A 20,870-nucleotide genomic window follows, 5' to 3' on the forward strand; every position below is an offset into this window, starting at 1 on the left:
ACTCCCCATGCGCCTGACCGCTCGTGCGCGGTCAGGCGATCACAGCATGCCGAGGGCGCGCACGGCTTCGCGTTCGTCGACCAGCTCGGCCACCGAGGCGTCGACGCGGGCGCGGGCCCAGTCGCTCAACTCGAGGCCTTCGACGATTCGCCACTCGCCGTCGACGGAGCGCACGGGGAACGACGAGATCAGACCCGCAGGAACCCCGTACTCGCCGTGCGAGACGACGCCGGCCGAGGTCCAGTCGTCGGTGCCCTGCACCCAGTCGCGCACGTGGTCGATCGTCGCGCTCGCCGCGGATGCCACGGACGACGACCCGCGCACCTGGATGATCTCGGCGCCGCGCTTGGCGACGCGCGGGATGAAGGTCTGATCGAGCCAGGCCGGCACGTCGCCGACGATCTGCTCGAGAGCGTCGCCGACCGGCTTCCCGCCGACGGTCGCGTGCGAGATGTCGGGGAACTGCGTGGCCGAGTGGTTTCCCCAGATGGGCACCCGGCGCACGGTGTGCACCGGAACGCCGAGCGTCTGCGCCAGCTGGGCACGAGCGCGGTTCTCATCGAGCCGGGTCAGGGCGGTGAACCTCTCGGCGGGCACGCCGTCGGCTGCCGCGGACGCGATCAGGGCGTTGGTGTTGGCGGGGTTGCCGACGACCGTGACGCGTACGCCGGATGCCGCGTTCGCCGCGATGGCCGCGCCCTGCGGGCCGAAGATACCGGCGTTGGCCGCGAGCAGGTCGGCGCGCTCCATGCCGGGGCCGCGCGGGCGGGCACCGACGAGCAGTGCCAGATCGGTGCCGTCGAAGCCGACGGCGGCGTCATCCGTCACCTCGACGTGCTCGAGCAGGCCGAACGCGCCGTCCTGCAGTTCGAGCGCCGCACCCTCTGCGGCGCCCAGCCCCTGCGGGATCTCCAGCAGCCGGAGCCGCACCTTCTCATCGGGTCCGAGCAGGTCGCCCGCCGCGATGCGGAACAGCAGTGCGTAGCCGATCTGTCCGCCCGCGCCGGTGATGGTGATCGTGGTCGTCATGCCCCGAGCCTACGACCGTTCGGCCGATCTCCGCGCGGAGTACCCTCGACGCATGACCTTCAATCCCGACGCCGACATCTCGGGCAACACCACGCGTCGACGCGGCCGCAACGGAGCCATCGCAGGTGGCGTGGGCGTGGGTGTGCTCGGCATCATCGCGCTCATCGCCGGACCGCTGCTCGGCATCGATCTGACCGGATTGATCGGCGGCGGCGCGCCCGGCGGCGGCAGCGAACCCGCCGGGGGATCGGTCATCGAGAACTGCGAGACCGGTGCGCAGGCGAACGCCGATGTCGACTGCCGCATGGCGGGAGCGCAGCTCGTGCTCGACGAGTTCTGGGCCGACGAGGTCGAGGGCTACCGCAAGCCCGGATTCATCGTCGTCGACGGGGCGACGAACACGGCCTGCGGCACGGCATCCAACGCCGTCGGGCCGTTCTTCTGCCCCGGCGACGAGACGGTCTACATCGACCCGACCTTCTTCCAGCTGATGCAGGAGCAGTTCGGTGCATCCGCGGGCGAACTCGCCCAGCTGTACATCGTCGGGCACGAGTGGGGTCACCACATCCAATGGATCACCGGGGTCATGGACGATTACCCGAACAACGGCACCGGTCCCGGAAGCAACGGCGTCCGCACGGAGCTGCAGGCCGACTGCTATGCGGGTGCCTGGATCGGACGGATCTCGGAGGAGACCGACAGCGAGGGCATCCCGTACCTTCAGCCGACCACCGAGAAGCAGCGCATCGATGCCCTGAACGCGGCGTTCGCGGTCGGTGACGACCACATCCAGGAGCAGTCCGGCTTCTCGAACCCGGAGAGCTGGACGCACGGCTCCAGCGAGCAGCGGCAGCGCTGGTTCGCCGAGGGGTATCAGAACGGCCTCGGCGTCTGCGAACAGGTGCTGACGCTGCCGACCGACCAGCTGGATCCATAGCCCCAGCGTGACCCGCTAGCGTTGACGATGAAGTCTGCACGACCGGCCGGGGGACCGAAGATGAAGAAGACGGATGCGCTGTATCCACCGATCGAACCGCACGAGACGGGGGAACTGCTCGTCGGCGACGGCCACCGCGTGTACTGGGAGGTCAGCGGCAACCCCGAGGGTAAGCCGGTGGTGTTCCTGCACGGCGGGCCCGGCAGCGGCACCTCGCCCTGGCAGCGCCGGTTCTTCGACCCGAAGGTCTATCGCATCGTGCTGTTCGACCAGCGCGGCTGCGGACGCAGCACGCCGCACGCGAGTGCGCCGGATGCCGACTTCCGGTACATCACGACCGCGCACCTGATCGCCGACATCGAGCTGCTGCGCAAGAACCTCGGCATCGAGAAGTGGCAGGTTTTCGGCGGGTCGTGGGGGAGCGCCCTCGCGCTGGCGTACGCGCAGGCGCATCCGGATGCCGTGACCGAGCTCGTCCTCCGCGGGATCTTCACGCTGCGTCGCGTCGAGCTCGAATGGTTCTACGAGGGCGGCGCCGCCGCGCTGTTCCCCGACCTCTGGGAGAGCTTCCTCGCGCCGATCCCCGTGCTCGAGCGCTCGCACATGATCGAGGCCTACCACCGGCGGCTGTTCGATCCGGACCCCGCCGTGCACGTGCCGGCAGCCATCGCCTGGTCGACCTGGGAGGCGGCGACCGTGACGCTGACGCCGGATGCCGCGCAGATCGGCGCGAAGTCCGACCCCGAGAAGGCGACCGCGTTCGCCCGCATCGAGAACCACTTCTTCGTCCACCGCGGCTGGTGGGAAGAGGGGCAGCTGATCGCCGGGGTCGACGTCATCCGTCATATCCCGACCGTCATCGTCCAGGGACGGCACGATGTCGTGACGCCGATGATGACCGCATGGGACCTGCACTGCGCCTGGCCCGAGGCCGAGTTCGTCGTGGTCGACGATGCCGGGCACGCGGCCACCGAGCCGGGTACTCAGAAGGCGCTGCGCGCCGCGACCGACCGCTTCGCCCGCGCCGCCCGCTGAGCCTCAGGCCTGCAGCGCCTTCGCCAGCGTCTTCAGGAGTCCCACGACGCCGCCGTTCGCGCGGTGGCGGGTCAGCCCCTCGCTCACGGCCGCGCCGGTGCGCGCCGACACGAACCACGGCGGCTTCGGCAGGATCGTGAGGCGTCCGCCGCCGTTCGCGATCGGCAGCGACCGCGGGAACGGGCGGAACGGTCCGCGAAGCACCGAGCGCTCGACCCCGTCGAGCAGCAGCGCGTTGTGAACGACGCCGATGCCGCTGCCGACGTCGTCGATCGTGCCGCCGGGGAACGCGCCCCAGGTGAGGGTCGGGGTGATGAACGCGAAGGCGGTCCAGCCGTTGATCGCGATCGAGCCGTAGCGGAGCGCCGCGATGGCCCGCTCGAAACCGGCGCCGAGCGCCTTCTCGGTCGCCGGGTCGATCAGCAGGTTCGCGCCGAGGGTGCCCTGGAGCTTGTCGTTCGCGTGGGCCACGGCGGCATCGAGGAACTCCTGGCCGGTGCCCGCAACGGTGACCACGCCCAGCACCGGCGCGAAGTACTCGGTGGTCTCGAGCGCAGCCGCGTCGTCGTCGGCGTCGATCTCGACGAGCAGCCGGTCGCCCAGCACGAGCGCGTCGGGGTAGGCGTCGGTCGCGAGCTCCATGCGCGAGGGAGAGCCGGGGTACCAGATGGGGCGCTCCGGGGCGTTGGCGTATGCACGTCGCAGCGCGGCGCGGAACGCGTCGGCCTGGTCCCAGTCGGACGACATGATGACGACCTGGCCGGCGATGCAGTTGTGGCCGGAGTTCTGCAGGCGCATCGTTGCGATGTGCTCGGCCTGATACGTGAGGTCGGCATCGGTCCAGGCGCCGGGTACCACGATGATGGGGGAGACTCCCCCGAGCTCGGCGGTGATCGGCTTCTTCAGCTTCGGGCGGTTCTCGCGCCGGCGGCGCTTCGTCGCTGCTGCGCCATCGCCCTTCGACGGCCCCCAGACGATCGTGTCGAAGGTCGCGGCAGACCCGGTGATGTGCACGTGCACCAGGTCGGGATGGCCGGTGAGATAGGCGCCGACCGCCGGCCCGCCGCGGACGATGCGGAGCAGTCCCGGTTCGACGAGGGGCGCGAGCGCGCGCTTGTATACCGGCACCAGAGCATCCTGCGTGGGGTTGACCTTCAGCAGGGCGGTGCGGTTGTGGGCGAGCAGTTCGTACAGCACGTCGAGCACCGGGATCGAGGTCACGTTGCCGGCTCCGAGCACGAGTCCGACTCCGCCCGATTCGGTGGGGGTGCGCTGGGTGAGGCCGGCGCCCGCGCGCGCGGCGCTCGGGGTGATGCCGGGCTCGAGCCACACTTCGCCGGTGAAGCCGGACAGCAGGAACCTGTCGATGCCGGTCAGGGGGAAGGCGTGCACGCGCGTGCGTCCGCCCGGAGCGCGGTCGATGGCGATGCCGTCGAGCGGGTTCGCGCCCTTCGCCAGACGGGAGAGCGTCTCGATGTAGGCGTCGAGCGCGCCGAGCACGCTGTAGGGTCCGCTCAACCACTCCTCGCCGCGCAGCGGGTGCTTCCCGTCGAGCCCCTTGGAGGCGGCGGCCGTGTTCGCCCAGTCCTCGGCGGTGGCGGCGACGCTCGTGCGCACCGCGCGCAGCAGCGTGACCCGTTGCGCCACAGTGAGGGCGGACCACGTGCGCGATCCGGCCTGCAGGTCGTCGATCGCGGTGTCGAGACGTTCCTGCTCGCCCTCGCTCAACGACGCCGACCCTGCCGTCGGTGTGCTCTTCGAGGCGGATGCGGGGGCGGGGGCTGTGCTCGCAGAAGTCATCGGCGTCTCCTTCGGACGGGATCCCAGCTTAGGCGTCGGAGGTTCCGACGGCCTCGATGTCGGCGCGACGGAGGCGGTAGTGCCGCAGCGTCAGCAGGCTCGCGGCCATCAGCACGGCGGGAAGGATGCTGAAGCTGAGCACGATGCCCGTGATCGCGGCCTCCGGCTGCTCGACCGTGGCTCCGGCGACGGTGGAGATGTAGCCGGTCGCGGCGAGGGTCAGCGACACCGCGGTGGCGCCGAGCGCGAAGCCGACGGTCTCACCCGCCGTCCAGATGCCGGTGAAGGTGCCGGCCTGTCCCGGACCGCTCGTGCGCTCGTCGTGCGAGATCACGTCGGGCAGCATGGCCATGGGCAGCGACTGGAGCCCGGCGTAGGCGATGCCGGCGACGGCGACCGAGGCGTAGATCCAGGCGCCGGGCACCCAGACCGCGAACACGAGCGTCGCTGCGGCGGCGGTGAACAGGACGCTGGCCATCGCGAACGCCCGCTCCTTGCCGATGCGCCTCGCGATGACGGTCCACACCGGGGTCGCGAGGAGCGCGGGCCCGACGAGGGCGACGAACACGAAGGTCACGGCGTCCTCGCTGCGCAGCACCCACGTCGCGACGTACTGCGCGCCGGCGAGCATCGTCCCCGTGGCGAGGGCCTGCAGCACGAACGTGCCCAGTAGTGCGCGGAACGGCTGGCTGCGCTTCAGGGCCCGGAAGCCCGACATGTACTGATCGCGCCAGGTCGAGTCGGCGATCGCGGCCGGCGCCGCCTCGGTGCGCCGGGCGGCGATCGTCGCGGTCCGGGAAGCGATCAGCATGCCGATCCCGATCACGAGACCCGAAGCGATGCCCATCAGGAGATACCCCATGACGGGGTCGTCGCCGGCATTGCGCAGCGCGGGGCCTCCGGCGCCGAACAGCAGGATCGCCGCGGTGAGCACGACCACGCGCCAGCCGAGCAGACGGGTGCGCTCGTCGTAGTCGCCGGTCAGCTCGGCGGGCAGGGCGACGTACGGCACCTGGAAGAGACTGAACGCCGTGGCGGTCGCGAGGAACGCGAGCAGCACGCTGATAGCTCCGGCGACCGGTCCCCAGGAGGGCGGCACGGCGAACGTGAGGGCGAAGAACAGGGGGAGGGCCAGAGCACCGGTCACCATGAACCCGCGACGGGAACCGGTGCGAGCGAGCTGGCGGTCCGACGCGGCGCCGATCAACGGATCGATCAGGACGTCCCAGATCTTCGCGGCCGTGACGATGAGTCCGGCCGCGAGCGCGGCGACGCCGAGGTTGTCGGTGAGGAAGTACGTCAGCACCAGCCCGGGCAGGGTGGCGTAGCCGCCGGTCCCCAGTGACCCGATCGCGTACAGCACGATCGTGCGCGGGGAGAGACGGACAGATGCTCGTTCGGGCCGAGCCTCAGTGCTCATCGCGCCAGTGTAGCGGCGCGATGCGAGCCACTCAGATCAGTGCGAGCTCGCGCAGCTTCGACTCGACGTCGGCGTTCGACGGCTCGACGTGGTGTGAGGCGTCGGGGTACACGACGACCGGGATGTTCGTGCGACCGGAGATCTCCTTCGCGACGTCCGCGGCGGCGGGCTCGGCGACGAGATCGACGTAGGTGTACTCGACCCCGAGCGCATCGAGCTGCTTCTTGGTGCGGATGCAGTCGCGGCACCAGTCGGCGCCGAACATCGTGATGGTGTCGGAGGCAGGAGAAGTCATGTCTCCAGCCTACGGCCGCCCGGATGGAGTGGCGCTGAGCGTCAGCCGGGTGCTCGGCGACCGGTGTCCACCTCGCGGGGCAGATGCTCGACGGGGATCACGACCACGTCCTGCATCTTCCAGTCGATGTCGGCGATCCCCTCCGCGGCGGCGGTGAGATCGTCGAGCGTCACCTTTCGGCGATGCGGCACGACGAACGCCTCGATGTGGAACACCTGACCCTGATCGCGCATCCGCACTCCGGCCTGCGCGACCCAGGGTCGACTCCGCAGGTACGACACGATGTCGGCGGCCAGCGGATGCGGATGCTTGCTGTCATAGGTGCGCGCGCGCTGATCCATGAGGTCGACCACGGCCGTCTTGGTGTTGCGAAAGCCGTCCCAGATGATGCCCAGCGAGATGAAGAGGGCCGCCGCGCCGTCCAGCCACCACGCGCCGACGCCGATGCCGAGCACGCCGACCACCGACGCCGCCGTGGTCTGCCAGTCCGCCTTCGCCATGTCGGCGTCGGCGTACAGCAGCTTGTTGTGCAGCACAGGGGCGAGCTTCGACTTCGCCGGGCCGTAGAAGAACACCGGCCCGATGATCACGACCACCATGACGCCCACCATGAGCCATCCGAGCCAGATCGTCTGTCCGAACAACTGCACCGTGCCGATCGTGGCGTGCTCGGCCGCGATCAGCCCGGTGACGGCCTCGACGGCGAGGTTCAGGCCCACGGCGAGCAGCGCCACTCCGGCCACGAGATGCCCGACGCCCATCGCGCGATGCAGTCCGTAGGGGTGCTTCCTCGTGGGGCGACGGCGCACGAAGATGAGCGCCGTCAGGAACGCGAACTGCGGGATCAAGGAGAGCATGTCCTCGATCCAGGCCGTCCGCATGGCCTGCGACTCGCCCACCACGAGCGCGATCACCGCGATCGTGATCGACGTGTAGACGATCGTGAAGATCTCCCACTTCACCGCGCGACGAACCGCCCGCGCCTGCTCCGGCGGCAGCGTGGTGCGGCCGAACTGCCGGGTCTCGGTCATCCGCCGACCTCCTCGTCGAGGAAGGTCTCCAGTGTCGACAGGAAGGCGTTCTCGCCGAGCGGCACCAGCATCACGAGCTCACGCCCGTCGGAGCCCTCGATCCCGCGATAGCCCCGGGTGACACCCGCCTTGTCGATCCACGGGGTGTCGGGGGTGATGCCACCGGCGATGAGGTCCAGGTCGCCTGCCTCGAGCTCGGTCACGAGGGTCTCCTCCGACGCGACGGTCCACTCCGTGTCGGCGTCGATGCTGTCGGCGAAGCGGTCCACGAGGTCGACGATCGTTCCGGTGGGGTCGCCCTGGCTCACCTCCACCAGCTCGCCATCCGGGGACGTTCCGACGCGCAGCACCCCTCCCGTGACGGCGTCCAGGGTGCCGTCAGGGTCGGCGGGGATCGAGAGGCCGCACCCCGCGAGAAGGGCGACGGCGGCAAGCGCGACGAGGGAGGCGACCGGGCGCCGGATGCGCCGTCGCTGCGGCATCGCAGATCTGTCCACGCCCCGAGAGTGCTCCGCGCGGCGTCGTCCCGCAAAGCCGTTGACGAGTGGCACGGCTGAGCGCTAACACCACGCGGATCGGGACCCATCCCTTGTGGGTAAGGGTACCCTTACTTATACTCGAAACCATGAGCAGCGCATGTGAGCACCTGCAGGATCCCGACTGGGACGACATCGAAGGTGCCGTGCTCATCGCCGGCGACGCGGCCGATGCCGGCATCATCGCGAGCATCGCCGCGCGGTTGCCGTGGGACGCGCAGGGCGTGATCATCCTCGAGGCGGCGGCGCGCATCCAGTTCCGCCACATCGACGTGCCCGAAGGGGTGTCGGTGCGCTGGTTGGTGCGCGGTGACGGCATCCGTGCGCACACGCGTGGCGAGCGGCTGGCGAACGCGGTGCACGGGTGGTGCGTTGAGTGGACCTGCTCCGAGCCGCCGTCGCAGTGGACCGTCTGGCTCGGGCCGCACACGCCGCCGCATGTCGCGCGGATGGCGCGCAGCCTGCTCGGCGTCGCGAACTGACCGCTCGGCGACGATCCGATCAGGCGATCAGGCGCTCAGCGAACCGCGGCCACCGCGGGAGCGTTCGCGCCCGCGGTGATCGCGTCGAGGGCGCGGCGCAGCGATGAGCTCGACGTGTGCGCCGTGTACGGGAAGTACACGACCTCGACCCCGACCTCGGCGAACTCGCTCTCCAGGCGCAGCCCCTTGTCGGTGCCTCGCCAATCGTCGCCCTTGAAGAAGTGCGTGAACTGCACGTCGCGCCACGAGTCCATCTTCGACGGCGTCGTCTCGACGTAGACGTCGTCGACGAACGAGATGTGCTTCACGATCTCTGCACGCTCCGCCGTCGGGATGACGGGCTCGATGCCCTTCACCTGACGCAGCATCTCGTCGCTGACGACGCCTGCGATCAGAATGTCGCAGTGCTGCTTGGCGTGACGAAGTAGATTCAGATGCCCGACGTGAAACAGGTCGAAAGCACCAACGGCATAGCCGATACGCGTCCCCATGATCTCCCCAGATCAGTAATTCCCCAGTAAGCGGATCCCCATCCGCTTCGCGACTCCCACAGCCGCGGTTCGACAGTCTAGCAGGTCTGGGTTTCGTTCCCCACAGCAACCCATGGAACGATGGAGGCCGCACGCGGTGCGTGCGCGGAACAGGGGGCTGACGTGGGGACACCGGTCACGGTCATCGTGCCGACGTTCAACGAACGCGAGAACGTCGCTGAGCTGGTCGCCCGCACCGCCGCCGCGCTCGCCGGGTGGGAAGCCGAGATCCTGTTCGTCGACGACAGCACCGACGACACCGCGGCCGAGGTCGAACGGGTCGCGATCGACGCCCCGATCCCCGTGCGGGTCATCCACCGTACCGAGAACACCGGCGGTCTGGGCGGGGCCGTGGTCGTGGGACTCGAAGCCGCGGCAGCCGACGTCTGCATCGTGATGGACGGGGATCTACAGCATCCACCGGAACTGCTGCCCGTGCTGCTCGAACGTCACGCCGCAGGGGATGCCGACGTCGTGGCGGCGTCGCGCTACATCGGCGGAGGCGACACCAGTGGGCTCGGCACGGCGGTGCGCTTCGGCGTCTCACGCGCGGCGACCTGGCTGACGAGGGCGATGTTCCCGATCCGTCTCGCGCGCAGCACCGACCCGATGACCGGCTTCTTCCTGGCCGACCGGCGTCAGCTCGACCTCACGGCGCTCCAGCCGCAGGGCTTCAAGATCCTCCTCGAGATCCTCGCGCGCAACGACCTGCGCATCGCCGAGGTGCCGATGGAGTTCGCGGAGCGCCGGCACGGCACCTCGAAGGCGAGCCTGCGTCAGGGGGCGACCTTCATCGCGCACCTCGCCCGCCTGCGCTTCGGGAAGATGTCGCTGTTCGCGCTCATCGGCGTGATCGGCGCGGCCGCGAACCTCGGGATCATGTGGGCGCTCACCGCCGCCGGCGTGCCCTACGTCTGGGCGGCCATCATCGGCGCCGAGGTCACCATCATCGGCAACTTCCTGCTGCAGGAGCGGTTCGTGTTCGCCGACATGCGCACGGATGCCCGCGCCCTCGGCATCCGCTTCGCCAGCTCCTTCGCGTTCAACAACGTCGAGGCCGCCCTGCGCATCCCGGTGATGGCGCTGATGGTCGAGTCCTGGCACATCTCGAGCGTGCTCGCGACCGCACTCTCGTTGATCGTGGCGTTCTTCGCCCGGTTCCTGTTCCACTCGCTCGTCGTCTACGCTCCGCAGCGGCGGCGCAAGGGCGATGCCGCGGGGGCCGAGCCGCCGACGGACACCGCCGCCCTGCGGGTCATCCGCGCGATCGATGCCGAGGCGATGAAGCCGGGCGAGCTCTAGCTGCTCGCGCCGAGGTACGTCTCGAGGGCGGCATCCGCATCCCGCGGCGTCCATCCCGTCGCCTCGATGCGGCCGAGGTCCAGCACGCTGTTGAGCGGACGCGGGGCGATCGGGCCGGCCTGGTCGGCGAAGTACTCCGTGGTGGTCACGTCGGTCACGCCGGAGGGATCATGCCCGGTCAGGCGGTATACGGCGCGCGCGATGTCGGCCCACGAGCGCGGCTCTCCCGCGCCGGTCACGTTGTAGACGCCGTAAGGAGCGGCGGTCGACAGCAGGTGCAGGATCGCCGAGGCCAGATCTTCGGTGAAGGTCAGGCGCCCGATCTGGTCGCCGACGACCCGCGGTGCGATACCCCGCTCGGCGAGCGAGGCCATCGTGCGCACGAAGTTGCGCCCCTCGCCGATGACCCACGACGTGCGGACGATGTAGTGCCGCGGCACCGTCGCGACGACGGCGTCGCCCGCGGCCTTCGTCTGGCCGTAGACGCCGAGCGGGCGCACCGGGTCGGACTCCGTGTACGGGCCCGCCTTCGTGCCGTCGAAGACGTAGTCGCTGGAGACATGGACGAGCGTGATGCCGTTCTCGGCGGCGATGCGTGCCAATGCGGTCACGCCGGTGACGTTCGACGACCAGGCGTCTCCGCGGCCGTCGTCGGTCTCGGCGAGATCGACCGCCGTGTAGGCGGCGGCGTTGATGATCGCGCGATAGTCGCGCCATCGCCGCGCTGTGGCGAGGTCGTCGGCACGCAGGTCGAGGGTCTCCCGCGTCGTGTACTCCACGTGCTCGGCGTCGCCGAGCGCGGCGCGCAGGGCGAGTCCGAGCTGGCCCGCGCCGCCGAGGACGAGGATCTTCTTCGGTCCGATCGGCGTCACATCGGCGAGGCGCGGGTGCGCGAGGTCCTTGGCCGACACCTCGACGTCGGCGAGCGGGATCGGCCACGCGATGGCCGCGGTCTCATCGGCGAGGTTGAGGAACGAGTACTCCGCGTCGGGCGACCAGTGATCGTTGACGAGGTACGTGTAGGCCGTGTCCGCCTCGAGCGTCTGGTACGAGTTGCCCACGCCGCGGGGCACCAGGATCGCGCGCGACGGATCGATCTCCGTCGTGAAGACCGTGCCGAACGTGTCACCCGCGCGAAGATCGACCCATGCGCCGAAGATCTTCCCGGTGGCGACCGACACCCACTTGTCCCAGGGCTCCGCGTGGATGCCGCGCGTGGTGCCGACCGCGTCGTTGAACGAGATGTTGTTCTGCACGGGGCCGAAGTCGGGGAGACCGGCGGCGACCATCTTCTCGCGCTGCCAGTTCTCCTTGAACCACCCACGCGAATCCCCGTGCACCGGCAGGTCGACGACGAGCAGACCGGGGATCGGCGTCTCGGTGACCGTGAGCGCCTTGCCGAACTCCGTCATCACTGGCCCTTCGCCGCGTAGAACGACTCGGTCGCATCCTTCGCCGGCGCCCACCAGTCCTCGTTCTCCCGGTACCAGTCGATGGTCGAGGCGAGTCCCGACTCGAAGTCGGAGAACTGCGGCTCCCAGCCCAGCTCGGTGCGGAGCTTCGTGGAGTCGATCGCGTAGCGCAGATCGTGGCCCGCGCGATCGGTCACGTGGTCGTAGGCGTCCGCGGGCTGTCCCATCTGCGTGAGGATGAGCTCGACCACCGACTTGTTGTCCTTCTCGCCGTCGGCGCCGATCAGGTACGTCTCACCGATCTCGCCCTTGTCGAGGATCGTCAGGACGGCCGACGAATGATCGTCGGCGTGGATCCAGTCGCGCACGTTCTGACCTGCGCCATACAGCTTCGGGCGGATGCCGCGCAGCACGTTGGTGATCTGACGCGGGATGAACTTCTCGACGTGCTGGTACGGCCCGTAGTTGTTCGAGCAGTTCGAGATCGTCGCCTGCACTCCGAACGACCGCACCCACGCGCGCACCAGCAGATCGCTGCCCGCCTTCGTCGACGAGTACGGCGACGAGGGGTTGTACGGGGTGTTCTCGGTGAACCGCTGCGGATCGTCGAGCTCCAGGTCGCCGTACACCTCGTCGGTCGAGATGTGGTGGAAACGCCGCTCGTGCCGACGTGCGGCCTCGAGCAGCGTGTAGGTGCCGATGATGTTCGTGTCGAGGAACGGCCGCGGGTCGTGCAGCGAGTTGTCGTTGTGCGACTCCGCCGCATAGTGCACGACCGCGTCGGCTTTCGCGAACAGCCCGTCGACGAGCTCGGCGTCGGCGATGTCCCCCTCGACGAGCTCCACGCGGTCGGCGGGGAGGCCTGCGAGCGATGCCCGGTTTCCGGCATAGGTCAGCTTGTCGAGCACGGTCACGTGCGCGTCGGTGTGCGCCACGACATGGTGCACGAAGTTCGATCCGATGAAACCGGCGCCGCCGGTCACGAGCAGCCGGGTCATCGCTTGCCTCGTTCCAGGAGCTCGAGCAGGTAGGAACCGTACCCGGATTTCACCAGGGCTTCGGCGCGCACGCGCAGTTCGTCGTCGTCGAGGAAGCCCTGGCGCCAGGCCACTTCTTCGGGCACGCCGATCTTCATGCCGGTGCGGCGCTCCATCGTTCGCACGTAGTCGGCGGCATCCGTCATCTGGTCGAACGTCCCGGTGTCGAGCCAGGCGGTGCCGCGGGGCAGGACCTCGACCTGGAGCTTGCCGCGCTCGAGGTATTCGCGGTTGACGTCGGTGATCTCGTACTCGCCGCGGGCGCTGGGAGCCAGGTTGCGGGCGATCTCGATCACATCGTTGTCGTAGAAGTACAGGCCGGGCACCGCGTAGTTGCTCTGCGGATGCTTCGGCTTCTCCTCGAGCGAGATCGCCTGGCCGGCATCGTCGAACGCGACGACGCCGTACGCCTCGGGCTCGGCGACCCAATAGGCGAAGACCGCGCCGCCGTCGATGTCGGCGAAGCGCTTGAGCTGCGTGCCGAGGCCGGGGCCGTAGAGCAGGTTGTCGCCGAGGACGAGTGCCACGCTGTCGTCTCCGATGAAGTCCGCGCCGATCGTGAACGCCTGCGCGAGCCCGTCCGGCGACTCCTGCTGGGCGAACGCCAGCGAGATGCCGAACTGCGAGCCGTCTCCGAGGAGTCGTTCGAAGTGGGCGGCGTCATGGGGCGTGGTGATGACGAGGATGTCCCGGATCCCGGCGAGCATCAGCGTCGACAGCGGGTAGTAGACCATCGGCTTGTCGTAGACCGGGATGAGCTGCTTCGAGACCCCCAGTGTGATCGGATGCAGTCGCGTGCCCGAACCGCCCGCCAGAATGATGCCCTTCATGATCCCCCTCGTGAAAACGTCGATGTCCATGGTGGCGTCACAGAAGGGACGGCCATCCCCTGCCGTCCGACGACCCCCACAGTCGTACGTCCGACTCTAGCGGGTCACCTCGCCGGCGGGTGAGTGGATGCTGTGACGTCCGGTGCGGGATCTCCGTGTCCGTCCCGGAATCGGCTCTTGCCAGGGTGCCCGGGGAGGTCCATAGTTGGCTCGTGGAATCCGAGGGTGGTGCCTCGCTGTCTCTCACTTGGGCTCATCGTGCCGAACAGTCGGTGCCGGCCTGGGAGCGGAGCCATGCCAGGGGAGAGGTCCCGAGCGTCTGGCCCTACGGACTGGATGCGCTGCGTGATCACGCGGCCGTGGAGGTGGTCGATCTCCCGCCGCCCGGTCGGGTCGCTCGTGTGCGAGCGCGGCTGGGCATCGAACCTCGCCCCGTCGAGGGCCTGGCCGTGACGTGGGACGAGAACACCGCGTATCGCCTGCAGATCCTGCATCCCCGCGTCCGCTACGCCACCGGGGTGATCTGGCTCACCGACATGGCGCAGGCAGGTCCCGCTCCGGCCCGCCTGCTCTCGATGCTGGGCGGGGCCGAATCCGCGTGGGTGCTCAGCGAAGGGCAGATCGACCCGCTCCGGCGCCTGCTGGGGAGCCGGGGTCCGCGGGTCTTCCCGATCCCGTTCGGCATCGACAGCGACTTCTTCGGCGCGCAGCCCTCTCCGACGCAGCCGCGGATCGTCAGTGTCGGCAACGACCGTGACCGCGATCCGGCGACGCTCTACGCGGCGCTCGCGCGCGTGCTCGCCGCGCGGCCGGACACGGAGGTCGTGGTGCAGACGGGTTCCGATCTCGTGCCGCCCGAGGGGGTGCGGGTGGTCCGGCACATGCCGCACGCGGAGCTTCGGGATCTCTATGCGACCGCCAGCGTCATCGTCGTCCCGACCAGGCCGAACCTGCACGGCTCGGGGATGACGGTGGCTCTGGAAGCGCTGGCGACCGCCCGCCCGGTCGTCGTCTCGGATACGCCCGGCATGAGTCAGTACGTGAGCGAGGGGCGGACCGGCCACCTCGTGCCGCCGGGGGACGCGGAGCAACTCGGGAGGGCGGTGCTGGGCCTGCTCGATGATCCGCAGCGCGCGGCCGAACTCGGGCGCAACGGCCGGATCGAGGTGGAACGCAGCTTCACGACGCAGATCATGGTCGCGGCCCTCGTGCAGGGGCTGCTGCAGCGGGTGTGATCGTGGTGGACGGGCGACGCCACCCGGGCCGACCGGAGAAGGGGTCAGCTCGACGTGGCGACGTCGCTGATGATGTACTTTGTCTTGCCGCCCGTGTACGGCAGGGCATCGACGTATTCGACGCTCACCGGTACCTCGTTCGCGATCCGCTCGCGCAGCGAGGTGACCGCGCTCTCGATCTGGTCCCGCGCCTGCGCACCCTCGCCGACGACGACGCGGATCACGATCGAGTAGTCGGAGAGCTGGTGGATCTGGAAAAGCCGGACTGCTTCCGGGTGTGCCGCGAACATCCCCATGAGGCGATGCGCGAGCACGGTGCCGCTGGGCAGGCGGATCAGGTCCGTCGTCCGGCCCTGCGGCTGCTCCATGAGCGGGAGCGCACGGCCGCAGCGGCAGGGTTCCGCCCGCAGGATGCCCTTGTCGCCCGTGCGGTACCGGATCATGGGAAACACCCGGTTGCGAAGGTCCGTGATGACGAGGTCGCCCAGCTGACCGGGCGCTGCGGGGGCGCCGTCTTCGTCCACCACCTCGACGCGTCGGACATCCGCGAACACGTGGAGACCGTCGCGGTGGCCGCATTCGCCGGCGATCCAGCCGAACTCGGAACCACGGTATTCGTCGTAGACGGGAGCGCCGAAGACGGACTCGAGGCGGGTGCGGACGGATGCGGTGAGCGGCGCAGCTGTCGTCGCGATCGCGGTCGGTGCGGGGACGCTCAGTTTTCGGCGTTCCAGGAAGTCGGCGAACTCCAGCATCGCTCCCACGTAGCCCTCGATCAGGCGCGGTCGTGTCGCCATGAGCTGGCGATGGAACGTCTCCATGGTCTGCGCTGAGATGAGACCGGCGTCGAGGTAGACCTGCTTGGTCGGCCACCACGCCACGTCGTTCTTGAGTGTCGCCAGGCGGCCGAAGTTCCAGCGACCCACGCGGGCGAGGTCGTCGGACGGCTCCACTCCCCACCAGGAGTACATCCGCCAGCTCAGCGCGAGAGACGGCACTCGTGCGTCGTGGAACGTGGCCAGCGGTTCCCCGGTGCTCCCGCCGGTCAGCGCGGGACGAGCGTTGGCGTCGGTCGCCTCGGCGGTGCGGAACTCCGCCGCGTGCTGTTTCACCGTGGCACGATCGAGGATCGGCAGCGCCGCCCATGCCTCCGGATCGGTCAGGGAGTCCGGGCGGATACCGAGCTCACCGTAGTGCCTGCCGTAGAACGGCGAGGAGTCCATGGCGAACGCCGCGATGTCGCGTGCGAGCCGGTTCTGCATCTGAGCGAACTCGTCCGGGGCCAGCCGCTCGTTCGCGAGGAGTTCGCGGTGAAAGGAGCCCGCTTTCGCGCGCACGGTCGCCGCCTTCGCGCGGAAGAACGCGCGTCTCATGGGTGTGGACATCAATACAGCCTCTCGTCGTCGAAGGATGCGCTCGGGGATACGGCTCAGCGGAGCCGTCTTTTGTGGGCGACGCCCTCGCGGAACGCATCCCGGTGCGCACGGCCGGCATCCGCCCAGTCACGGCGCGACAGGTCAGGCGAGCCGGTCAGCGTCGACGCGGCACGCCACGCCTCCACGACGGTCGGCGCGTCGAGGTCGCCGTCGTACATGAGCACCCACGCGGCGCCCACTTCGCGCGCCAGCGCCTCGTTCGCCTCGTTGCGCGGCACCAGTACCGGGCGCGCCATCGACAGGGCGGCGAGCACGCTACCCGAGTTGTGCATGAACCGGTACGCCAACACGATGAGCTCGGATGAGCTCGCAAGCTGGACGAGTTCGGCATCGGTGAGGAAGTCGAGGTGCAGCTCGACGCCGGGAAGGCCCGCGGTCCGCGCCCTCAAGTCGTCGCCGAGTTCGGGGGTGGACGGGCGCCCGCCGATCTTCAGGCTCAGCGTCGGCTCGGTCGTGACGGCCTCCGCATAGGCGTCGATGAACCCTTCCAGGCCCTTGTAGCGGCGGACCCCGCCGAATGATCCGAGTCGACCGGGCACCCGCTCGGCCGCCGGGAACTTCGCGTACCAGTCGCGGTAGTGCCCGTGCAGGATCAGGCTGTGCGGCGTCCCCGGCGGGAGCGGCGTCGTCTCGTTGATGACGATCCGGTAGTCGGTGTGGCGATCGATGAAGCGCAGCAGCCACAACCGTGGCGCGTTGTCATCGGGGAGCTCGATGTTGTGCACCGTCCGCACCACGGCGATCCGCCTCGAGAGGCGGTGCCGGAAGACGAGCGCGGTGGTGAGGAGGAACTTACCGGTGGACTTCCACCAGGTCGAGCCGTGCAGCTTGGCCTCGGGCCAGTGCCAGTGGAAGGCGTCGTAGCGCCCGAAGAGTGCCGTGCCCCACGAGAAGCGCAGCCGTTCGAGGCCCTCGGTGGACCCGAGCGCTTCGTCGAGCATCTTGTTGTACGGGTTCGTCGTCGGGCGCGGTGCGCCGAGCGACTGCATCACGCGGATGGTCGATGCGGGGTCTGTCATGGTGGTGTCATCCTCCGATGGGCGGCGGTACTCGTCGTAACGGCGGCCGAAGGCGGCTGCGACCATCCCGCGGCCGCGGTGCGCGATGCGGGTGCCTCTGGCGTGATGGTCGATGTTCGAGGTGACCGCGCCGAAACCCCGCCGAAGGACGCCGGCGACGATGCGGATGACACCGCCCAGCAATGCGCGTACGCGCAGCGCGCCTCGGCGCAGCGCACCGTCGGTCAGCTGCAGCTCGATCCTCGTGTTCGCGTTCGCAGAGCTGAACGCGCGCTGCGCGGCCCAGGCCCGGCTGAGTCTCGCGGCGACGACGAGGTCCTCGGTCTCGGACTCGTTGCACCACACGATCAGGCCGCCCCGGCGCGCCAGCTGCCGAGAGAAGAGGGTGTCTTCGCCGCCGCCGAGCCCGAGCGTCTGATCGAAGCGGAGGCCGAGCCGGCGGATGCAGCGCAGATCGAGCAGGAGGTTTCCTGCCGCCGCGACTTCGAGGACGGTGCCGGTCTTTCGTATCGGTCGTCGAAAAGTGCCGGAGGTGAGCAGCCAGGGATCGACGTCCTCCTCGAAGACCGAGATCACGCGTCCCATCACCGCATCAGCGTTGTGGTCGCGCCAGACGGTGAGGAGAGACGAGAGCCAGTGCTCCCGCGGGATCTCGTCGTCGTCGATGAAGGCGACCAGATCGCGTCCGTCGCATTCATCCAGGATTCGGTTGCGGGCTGCCGCGATACCCGGGGTCGGTTCGACGACGTAGCGCATCGGCAGATCTGCGCGCTCCGCGACCTCGCGCGCGGACCCAGTGCCGTCGTTGTCGACGACCAGCACATCGATCTCGACCCCGAGCGCAGCACATTCCGCGATGCGCGGAGGGAGCGCGAGGAGCAGCGCCTCCAGGAGCTCCGGCCTCCGGTAGGTAGGTATGCCGATCGTCACCGCGATCATGTCGCTCGATTCCGGTCCCCTGGTCATCCGCACCATCCCCATGGCAGTCTCGCGCCTTCACTCCGGCGCGCGGCTCATCGTACCGTGATCCTCCGAAGCCGTTACGCGGAGACGCCTCTCGCGTATAGTCATTCTCCTGGGAGTCGACGTCGGTCGCGACTCTGGGGAATTCGGCCGGCGACCCGAGGTGATCCGCAATGCGGATCCGGGGGGAGAGAATCGCGTGTCAACCGAGCACGGTCGGCTCGCCGTGGTGGTCGTGAACTACGCCTCGGCGAAGCTTCTGCAGCGCAATCTGGTGGTCGTCGCGCGCGAGGCGCGGGCGATCGACCCCGACGCGACGGTGATCGTGGTCGACAACTGGTCCACCGCTGACGAGCGTCGAGCCGCGGAAGACGTCGCGAGGGCGAACGAGTGGACGCTGATCGCGCCCCAGTCCAACACGGGCTTCGGCGGCGGTGTGAACATCGGCGTGGAGCGCGCGCTCGCCGATGGGGCGACCGACGTCCTCGTCATCAACCCGGATGCGCACATCGACCGCGAGTCGCTGCGCCTGCTGGAATCCACCACTGCGGCTTCCCGGACGACACTCGCCTCACCGGTCATCTCCGACTCGGATGGGCGTACGTGGTTCGCCGGTATCGATCTCCTGCTCGACGACGGAACGATGCGCGCGCGACGTAAACGCGTGGCGGGCGACCCGCAGCCGTTCGAACCCTGGCTGAGCGGCGCATGCCTGTGGATCACGCGCGAGGTCTGGGAGCTCGCGGGCGGATTCGATGACGACTACTTCCTGTACTGGGAGGATGTCGACTTCTCGCGGAAGGTCGTGTCGGCCGGCGGATCGCTGGCGCTCGTCGAGGACGCGAGTGCGGTCCACGACGAGGGCGGCACGCAGCGCGCCGACCCCGGGGTCTCGCGAGCGAAATCGGAGACCTACTACTACTACAACATCCGAAACCGGATGCTCTTCGCCGTACGTCACCTCGACGAGGCGGGCGTGCGTCGCTGGCGCCGCTCGATCCCGAGGACAGCTCGCGAGGTGATCCTCCGCGGCGGACGCCGTCAGCTGATCCAGTCGGCCGCTCCGATCCGCGCCTACCTTCGCGGGGTGCGAGAGGCTCGGCGGATCGCACGCACCCCGGAGACCGATCGGAAGGGCAGGAAATGGTCGTAGACGCATACCGACGTCTCGCGCGCGCGCAGAAGGGCCATGCGCGTGGCGCCCCCGCGTACTCCGTGTACGTGAATCGTCGTATCGGACGAGTCCTCGCCGCCGTCGCCTACCGCATCGGGCTCACGCCGAACCAGGTCTCGATCATCAGTGCGGTGCACTCCTTCGTCGCGATCGGGCTGATCGCCTTCGGACCGGTGAACGTGCCCATGGGCTTCCTGATCGCCGTGCTGCTCGTGCTCGGCTATGCCTGGGATTCCGCCGACGGCCAGGTCGCGCGTCTCCGCGGCGGGGGCAGTCCGCAGGGCGAGTGGCTCGACCATTTCATCGACACGCTCAAGATCGCGTCCCTCCACCTCGGGGTACTGATCGGGCTCTACCGGGTCCTCCCGGAGACACCGGTACTGCTGCTGATCCCGATCGTGTTCAGCATCGTCGCCTCGACGACCTTCTCCGGGATGCTCCTCAACGACCTCCTCAAGGGGAAGCACGCTGTGGCGTCGACCCACGAGCGCGGCGGAGGCACGCTCGTGCGATCGCTCGTCCTGCTGCCCACCGACTTCGGCCTCGTCTGCCTCGTCTTCGTGCTGTGGGGGTGGACGCCGGCGTTCCTCATCGGCTACGGCCTGCTGTGTACCGCCGCGGTCCTGTTCCTCGCGCTCGCCGCGGTCAAGTGGTTCCGCGAGATCGGGAAGCTCGGTGCCGACGCATGACCGGTGAGAAGATCCTGGTCGTGTGCGCCGCGAACGTCTGCCGGTCGCCGTTGGCGGAGCTCGGCCTGCGGCGGGGATTCGGTGCGGACTCATCTATATCGGTCAGCAGCGCGGGCGTCCGCGCGACCGAGGGTGATGCGATCTGCGAGCTGGTCTCGTCGCTCCACGATGACGAGGGATGGCGCGAACAGGCGCAGTCCCACCACGCGCGGCCGGTGACCATCGAACTCATCGAGCAGTCCACCCTGATCCTCACGGCGTCACGGGACATCCGTGGCGAGCTGGTGCGGCTCGCGCCGCGCTCGCGCGATTGGATGTTCACCCTCAAAGAAGCCGCCCACCTCGGAGCGGGCTTCTCCTCCACGGGGCCCGACCGCGTGGCGGACTACGTCGCGTATCTGGACCGAGCGCGGTCCCGGGCGACGCCGCTCGCCGGCAGCGACGGAGCCGGGAGCAGGATCCGACGGCTCTTCGGCAACCGGGGAGCCGTCGATCCGACCAGCATCGCCGACCGGCACGGCAGCCGGGGCCACCGGGAGACCCTCGCCGAGGTTCAGTCGTCCACGGCGACGATCCTCGCCCAGCTCGGCGGGCACCGTCGGCACGCATCCTGAGCAAAGCCTTGTGGTTTCCCACTCCCCGCACTATCATTAGCCGATGCCGCGTTCTACGCGGTGG

General features: G+C 69.2%; 20 protein-coding genes. 8 read left to right on the plus strand and 12 right to left on the minus strand.

The genetic code is table 11. The features are described 5' to 3' along the window. Nucleotides 1-39: 39 nt before the first annotated feature. Entirely contained in the window at nucleotides 40-1,029 is a 990-nt protein-coding gene (locus tag ACCO44_RS03010) for a malate dehydrogenase (protein WP_029262890.1), read from the minus strand. Between the two features lie 52 nt (nucleotides 1,030-1,081). On the opposite strand from ACCO44_RS03010, the gene ACCO44_RS03015 reads away from it, so the two are divergent. After that, entirely contained in the window at nucleotides 1,082-1,966 is an 885-nt protein-coding gene (locus ACCO44_RS03015) for a neutral zinc metallopeptidase (RefSeq protein ID WP_372468294.1), read from the plus strand. Between the two features lie 27 nt (nucleotides 1,967-1,993). Next, a complete protein-coding gene (pip, locus tag ACCO44_RS03020) occupies nucleotides 1,994-3,001 on the plus strand; it encodes a prolyl aminopeptidase (protein ID WP_372468295.1) in 1,008 nt (335 codons plus the stop codon). Nucleotides 3,002-3,004: 3 nt separating this feature from the next. Here the strand turns inward: pip and ACCO44_RS03025 are convergent, their stop codons facing one another. From ACCO44_RS03025 to ACCO44_RS03045, 5 genes are read right to left on the minus strand one after another with little or no spacing between them, the layout of a single operon-like run. Then, nucleotides 3,005-4,801, minus strand: a complete 1,797-nt coding sequence (locus tag ACCO44_RS03025) for an aldehyde dehydrogenase family protein (RefSeq protein WP_372468296.1) — start codon at nucleotides 4,799-4,801, stop codon at nucleotides 3,005-3,007. A gap of 28 nt (nucleotides 4,802-4,829) precedes the next feature. Beyond that, nucleotides 4,830-6,221: an MFS transporter gene (locus ACCO44_RS03030; protein ID WP_372468297.1), complete on the minus strand. Its 1,392-nt coding sequence runs from the start codon at nucleotides 6,219-6,221 to the stop codon at nucleotides 4,830-4,832. 31 nt (nucleotides 6,222-6,252) lie between these two features. After that, entirely contained in the window at nucleotides 6,253-6,516 is a 264-nt protein-coding gene (locus ACCO44_RS03035; protein WP_029262885.1) for a glutaredoxin domain-containing protein, read from the minus strand. Nucleotides 6,517-6,557: 41 nt separating this feature from the next. Next, nucleotides 6,558-7,547 (minus strand): cation transporter, encoded by a 990-nt coding sequence (locus tag ACCO44_RS03040; RefSeq protein WP_372468299.1) that lies wholly within the window; start codon nucleotides 7,545-7,547, stop codon nucleotides 6,558-6,560. Then, nucleotides 7,544-8,044, minus strand: coding sequence for a transporter substrate-binding domain-containing protein (locus ACCO44_RS03045; RefSeq protein WP_372468300.1), 501 nt, complete (start codon nucleotides 8,042-8,044; stop codon nucleotides 7,544-7,546). Before ACCO44_RS03045 ends, ACCO44_RS03040 begins: the two co-directional genes overlap by 4 nt. A 128-nt stretch (nucleotides 8,045-8,172) precedes the next feature. Here ACCO44_RS03045 and ACCO44_RS03050 point away from each other — a divergent pair, with 128 nt between their 5' ends. Continuing rightward, nucleotides 8,173-8,565 (plus strand): SIP domain-containing protein, encoded by a 393-nt coding sequence (locus ACCO44_RS03050; RefSeq protein ID WP_372468301.1) that lies wholly within the window; start codon nucleotides 8,173-8,175, stop codon nucleotides 8,563-8,565. A 35-nt stretch (nucleotides 8,566-8,600) separates the two neighbouring features. On the opposite strand, the gene ACCO44_RS03055 is transcribed toward ACCO44_RS03050, so the two are convergent. Further along, nucleotides 8,601-9,056: an adenylyltransferase/cytidyltransferase family protein gene (locus ACCO44_RS03055; RefSeq protein ID WP_372468302.1), complete on the minus strand. Its 456-nt coding sequence runs from the start codon at nucleotides 9,054-9,056 to the stop codon at nucleotides 8,601-8,603. A gap of 120 nt (nucleotides 9,057-9,176) precedes the next feature. On the opposite strand from ACCO44_RS03055, the gene ACCO44_RS03060 reads away from it, so the two are divergent. Then, nucleotides 9,177-10,397: a glycosyltransferase gene (locus ACCO44_RS03060; RefSeq protein ID WP_372468304.1), complete on the plus strand. Its 1,221-nt coding sequence runs from the start codon at nucleotides 9,177-9,179 to the stop codon at nucleotides 10,395-10,397. On the opposite strand, the gene ACCO44_RS03065 is transcribed toward ACCO44_RS03060, so the two are convergent. From ACCO44_RS03065 to rfbA, 3 genes are read right to left on the minus strand one after another with little or no spacing between them, the layout of a single operon-like run. Next, entirely contained in the window at nucleotides 10,394-11,809 is a 1,416-nt protein-coding gene (locus tag ACCO44_RS03065; RefSeq protein ID WP_372468305.1) for a sugar nucleotide-binding protein, read from the minus strand. The two genes, ACCO44_RS03060 and ACCO44_RS03065, sit on opposite strands and share 4 nt — an antisense overlap. Further along, complete coding sequence (rfbB, locus tag ACCO44_RS03070) at nucleotides 11,809-12,807, minus strand: dTDP-glucose 4,6-dehydratase (RefSeq protein WP_372468306.1); 999 nt, start codon at nucleotides 12,805-12,807, stop codon at nucleotides 11,809-11,811. Before rfbB ends, ACCO44_RS03065 begins: the two co-directional genes overlap by 1 nt. Further along, a complete protein-coding gene (rfbA, locus tag ACCO44_RS03075) occupies nucleotides 12,804-13,676 on the minus strand; it encodes a glucose-1-phosphate thymidylyltransferase RfbA (protein ID WP_372468307.1) in 873 nt (290 codons plus the stop codon). The genes rfbB and rfbA overlap by 4 nt, the downstream gene beginning before the upstream one ends. A gap of 212 nt (nucleotides 13,677-13,888) precedes the next feature. Here rfbA and ACCO44_RS03080 point away from each other — a divergent pair, with 212 nt between their 5' ends. Continuing rightward, entirely contained in the window at nucleotides 13,889-14,911 is a 1,023-nt protein-coding gene (locus ACCO44_RS03080; protein WP_372468308.1) for a glycosyltransferase family 4 protein, read from the plus strand. A gap of 44 nt (nucleotides 14,912-14,955) precedes the next feature. On the opposite strand, the gene ACCO44_RS03085 is transcribed toward ACCO44_RS03080, so the two are convergent. Together ACCO44_RS03085 and ACCO44_RS03090 are read right to left on the minus strand one after the other, a co-directional pair. Next, nucleotides 14,956-16,296 (minus strand): phenylacetate--CoA ligase family protein, encoded by a 1,341-nt coding sequence (locus ACCO44_RS03085; protein WP_372468310.1) that lies wholly within the window; start codon nucleotides 16,294-16,296, stop codon nucleotides 14,956-14,958. A 44-nt stretch (nucleotides 16,297-16,340) separates the two neighbouring features. Next, complete coding sequence (locus ACCO44_RS03090) at nucleotides 16,341-18,332, minus strand: glycosyltransferase (protein ID WP_372468311.1); 1,992 nt, start codon at nucleotides 18,330-18,332, stop codon at nucleotides 16,341-16,343. Nucleotides 18,333-18,528: 196 nt separating this feature from the next. Here ACCO44_RS03090 and ACCO44_RS03095 point away from each other — a divergent pair, with 196 nt between their 5' ends. Genes ACCO44_RS03095 through ACCO44_RS03105 form a run of 3 tightly spaced genes read left to right on the plus strand, consistent with a single transcriptional unit; the run spans nucleotide 18,529 to nucleotide 20,806 of the window. Next, the gene (locus ACCO44_RS03095; protein WP_372468312.1) at nucleotides 18,529-19,482 is read left to right on the plus strand and encodes a glycosyltransferase family 2 protein; all 954 of its coding nucleotides are present in this window, start codon (nucleotides 18,529-18,531) and stop codon (nucleotides 19,480-19,482) included. Beyond that, nucleotides 19,473-20,192, plus strand: a complete 720-nt coding sequence (locus ACCO44_RS03100; RefSeq protein ID WP_372468313.1) for a CDP-alcohol phosphatidyltransferase family protein — start codon at nucleotides 19,473-19,475, stop codon at nucleotides 20,190-20,192. The genes ACCO44_RS03095 and ACCO44_RS03100 overlap by 10 nt, the downstream gene beginning before the upstream one ends. Continuing rightward, a complete protein-coding gene (locus tag ACCO44_RS03105; RefSeq protein ID WP_372468314.1) occupies nucleotides 20,189-20,806 on the plus strand; it encodes a hypothetical protein in 618 nt (205 codons plus the stop codon). The genes ACCO44_RS03100 and ACCO44_RS03105 overlap by 4 nt, the downstream gene beginning before the upstream one ends. The last annotated feature ends 64 nt before the right edge of the window (nucleotides 20,807-20,870 follow it).

Origin of the sequence: Microbacterium maritypicum, assembly GCF_041529975.1 — a bacterium.
Taxonomy (GTDB): domain Bacteria; phylum Actinomycetota; class Actinomycetes; order Actinomycetales; family Microbacteriaceae; genus Microbacterium.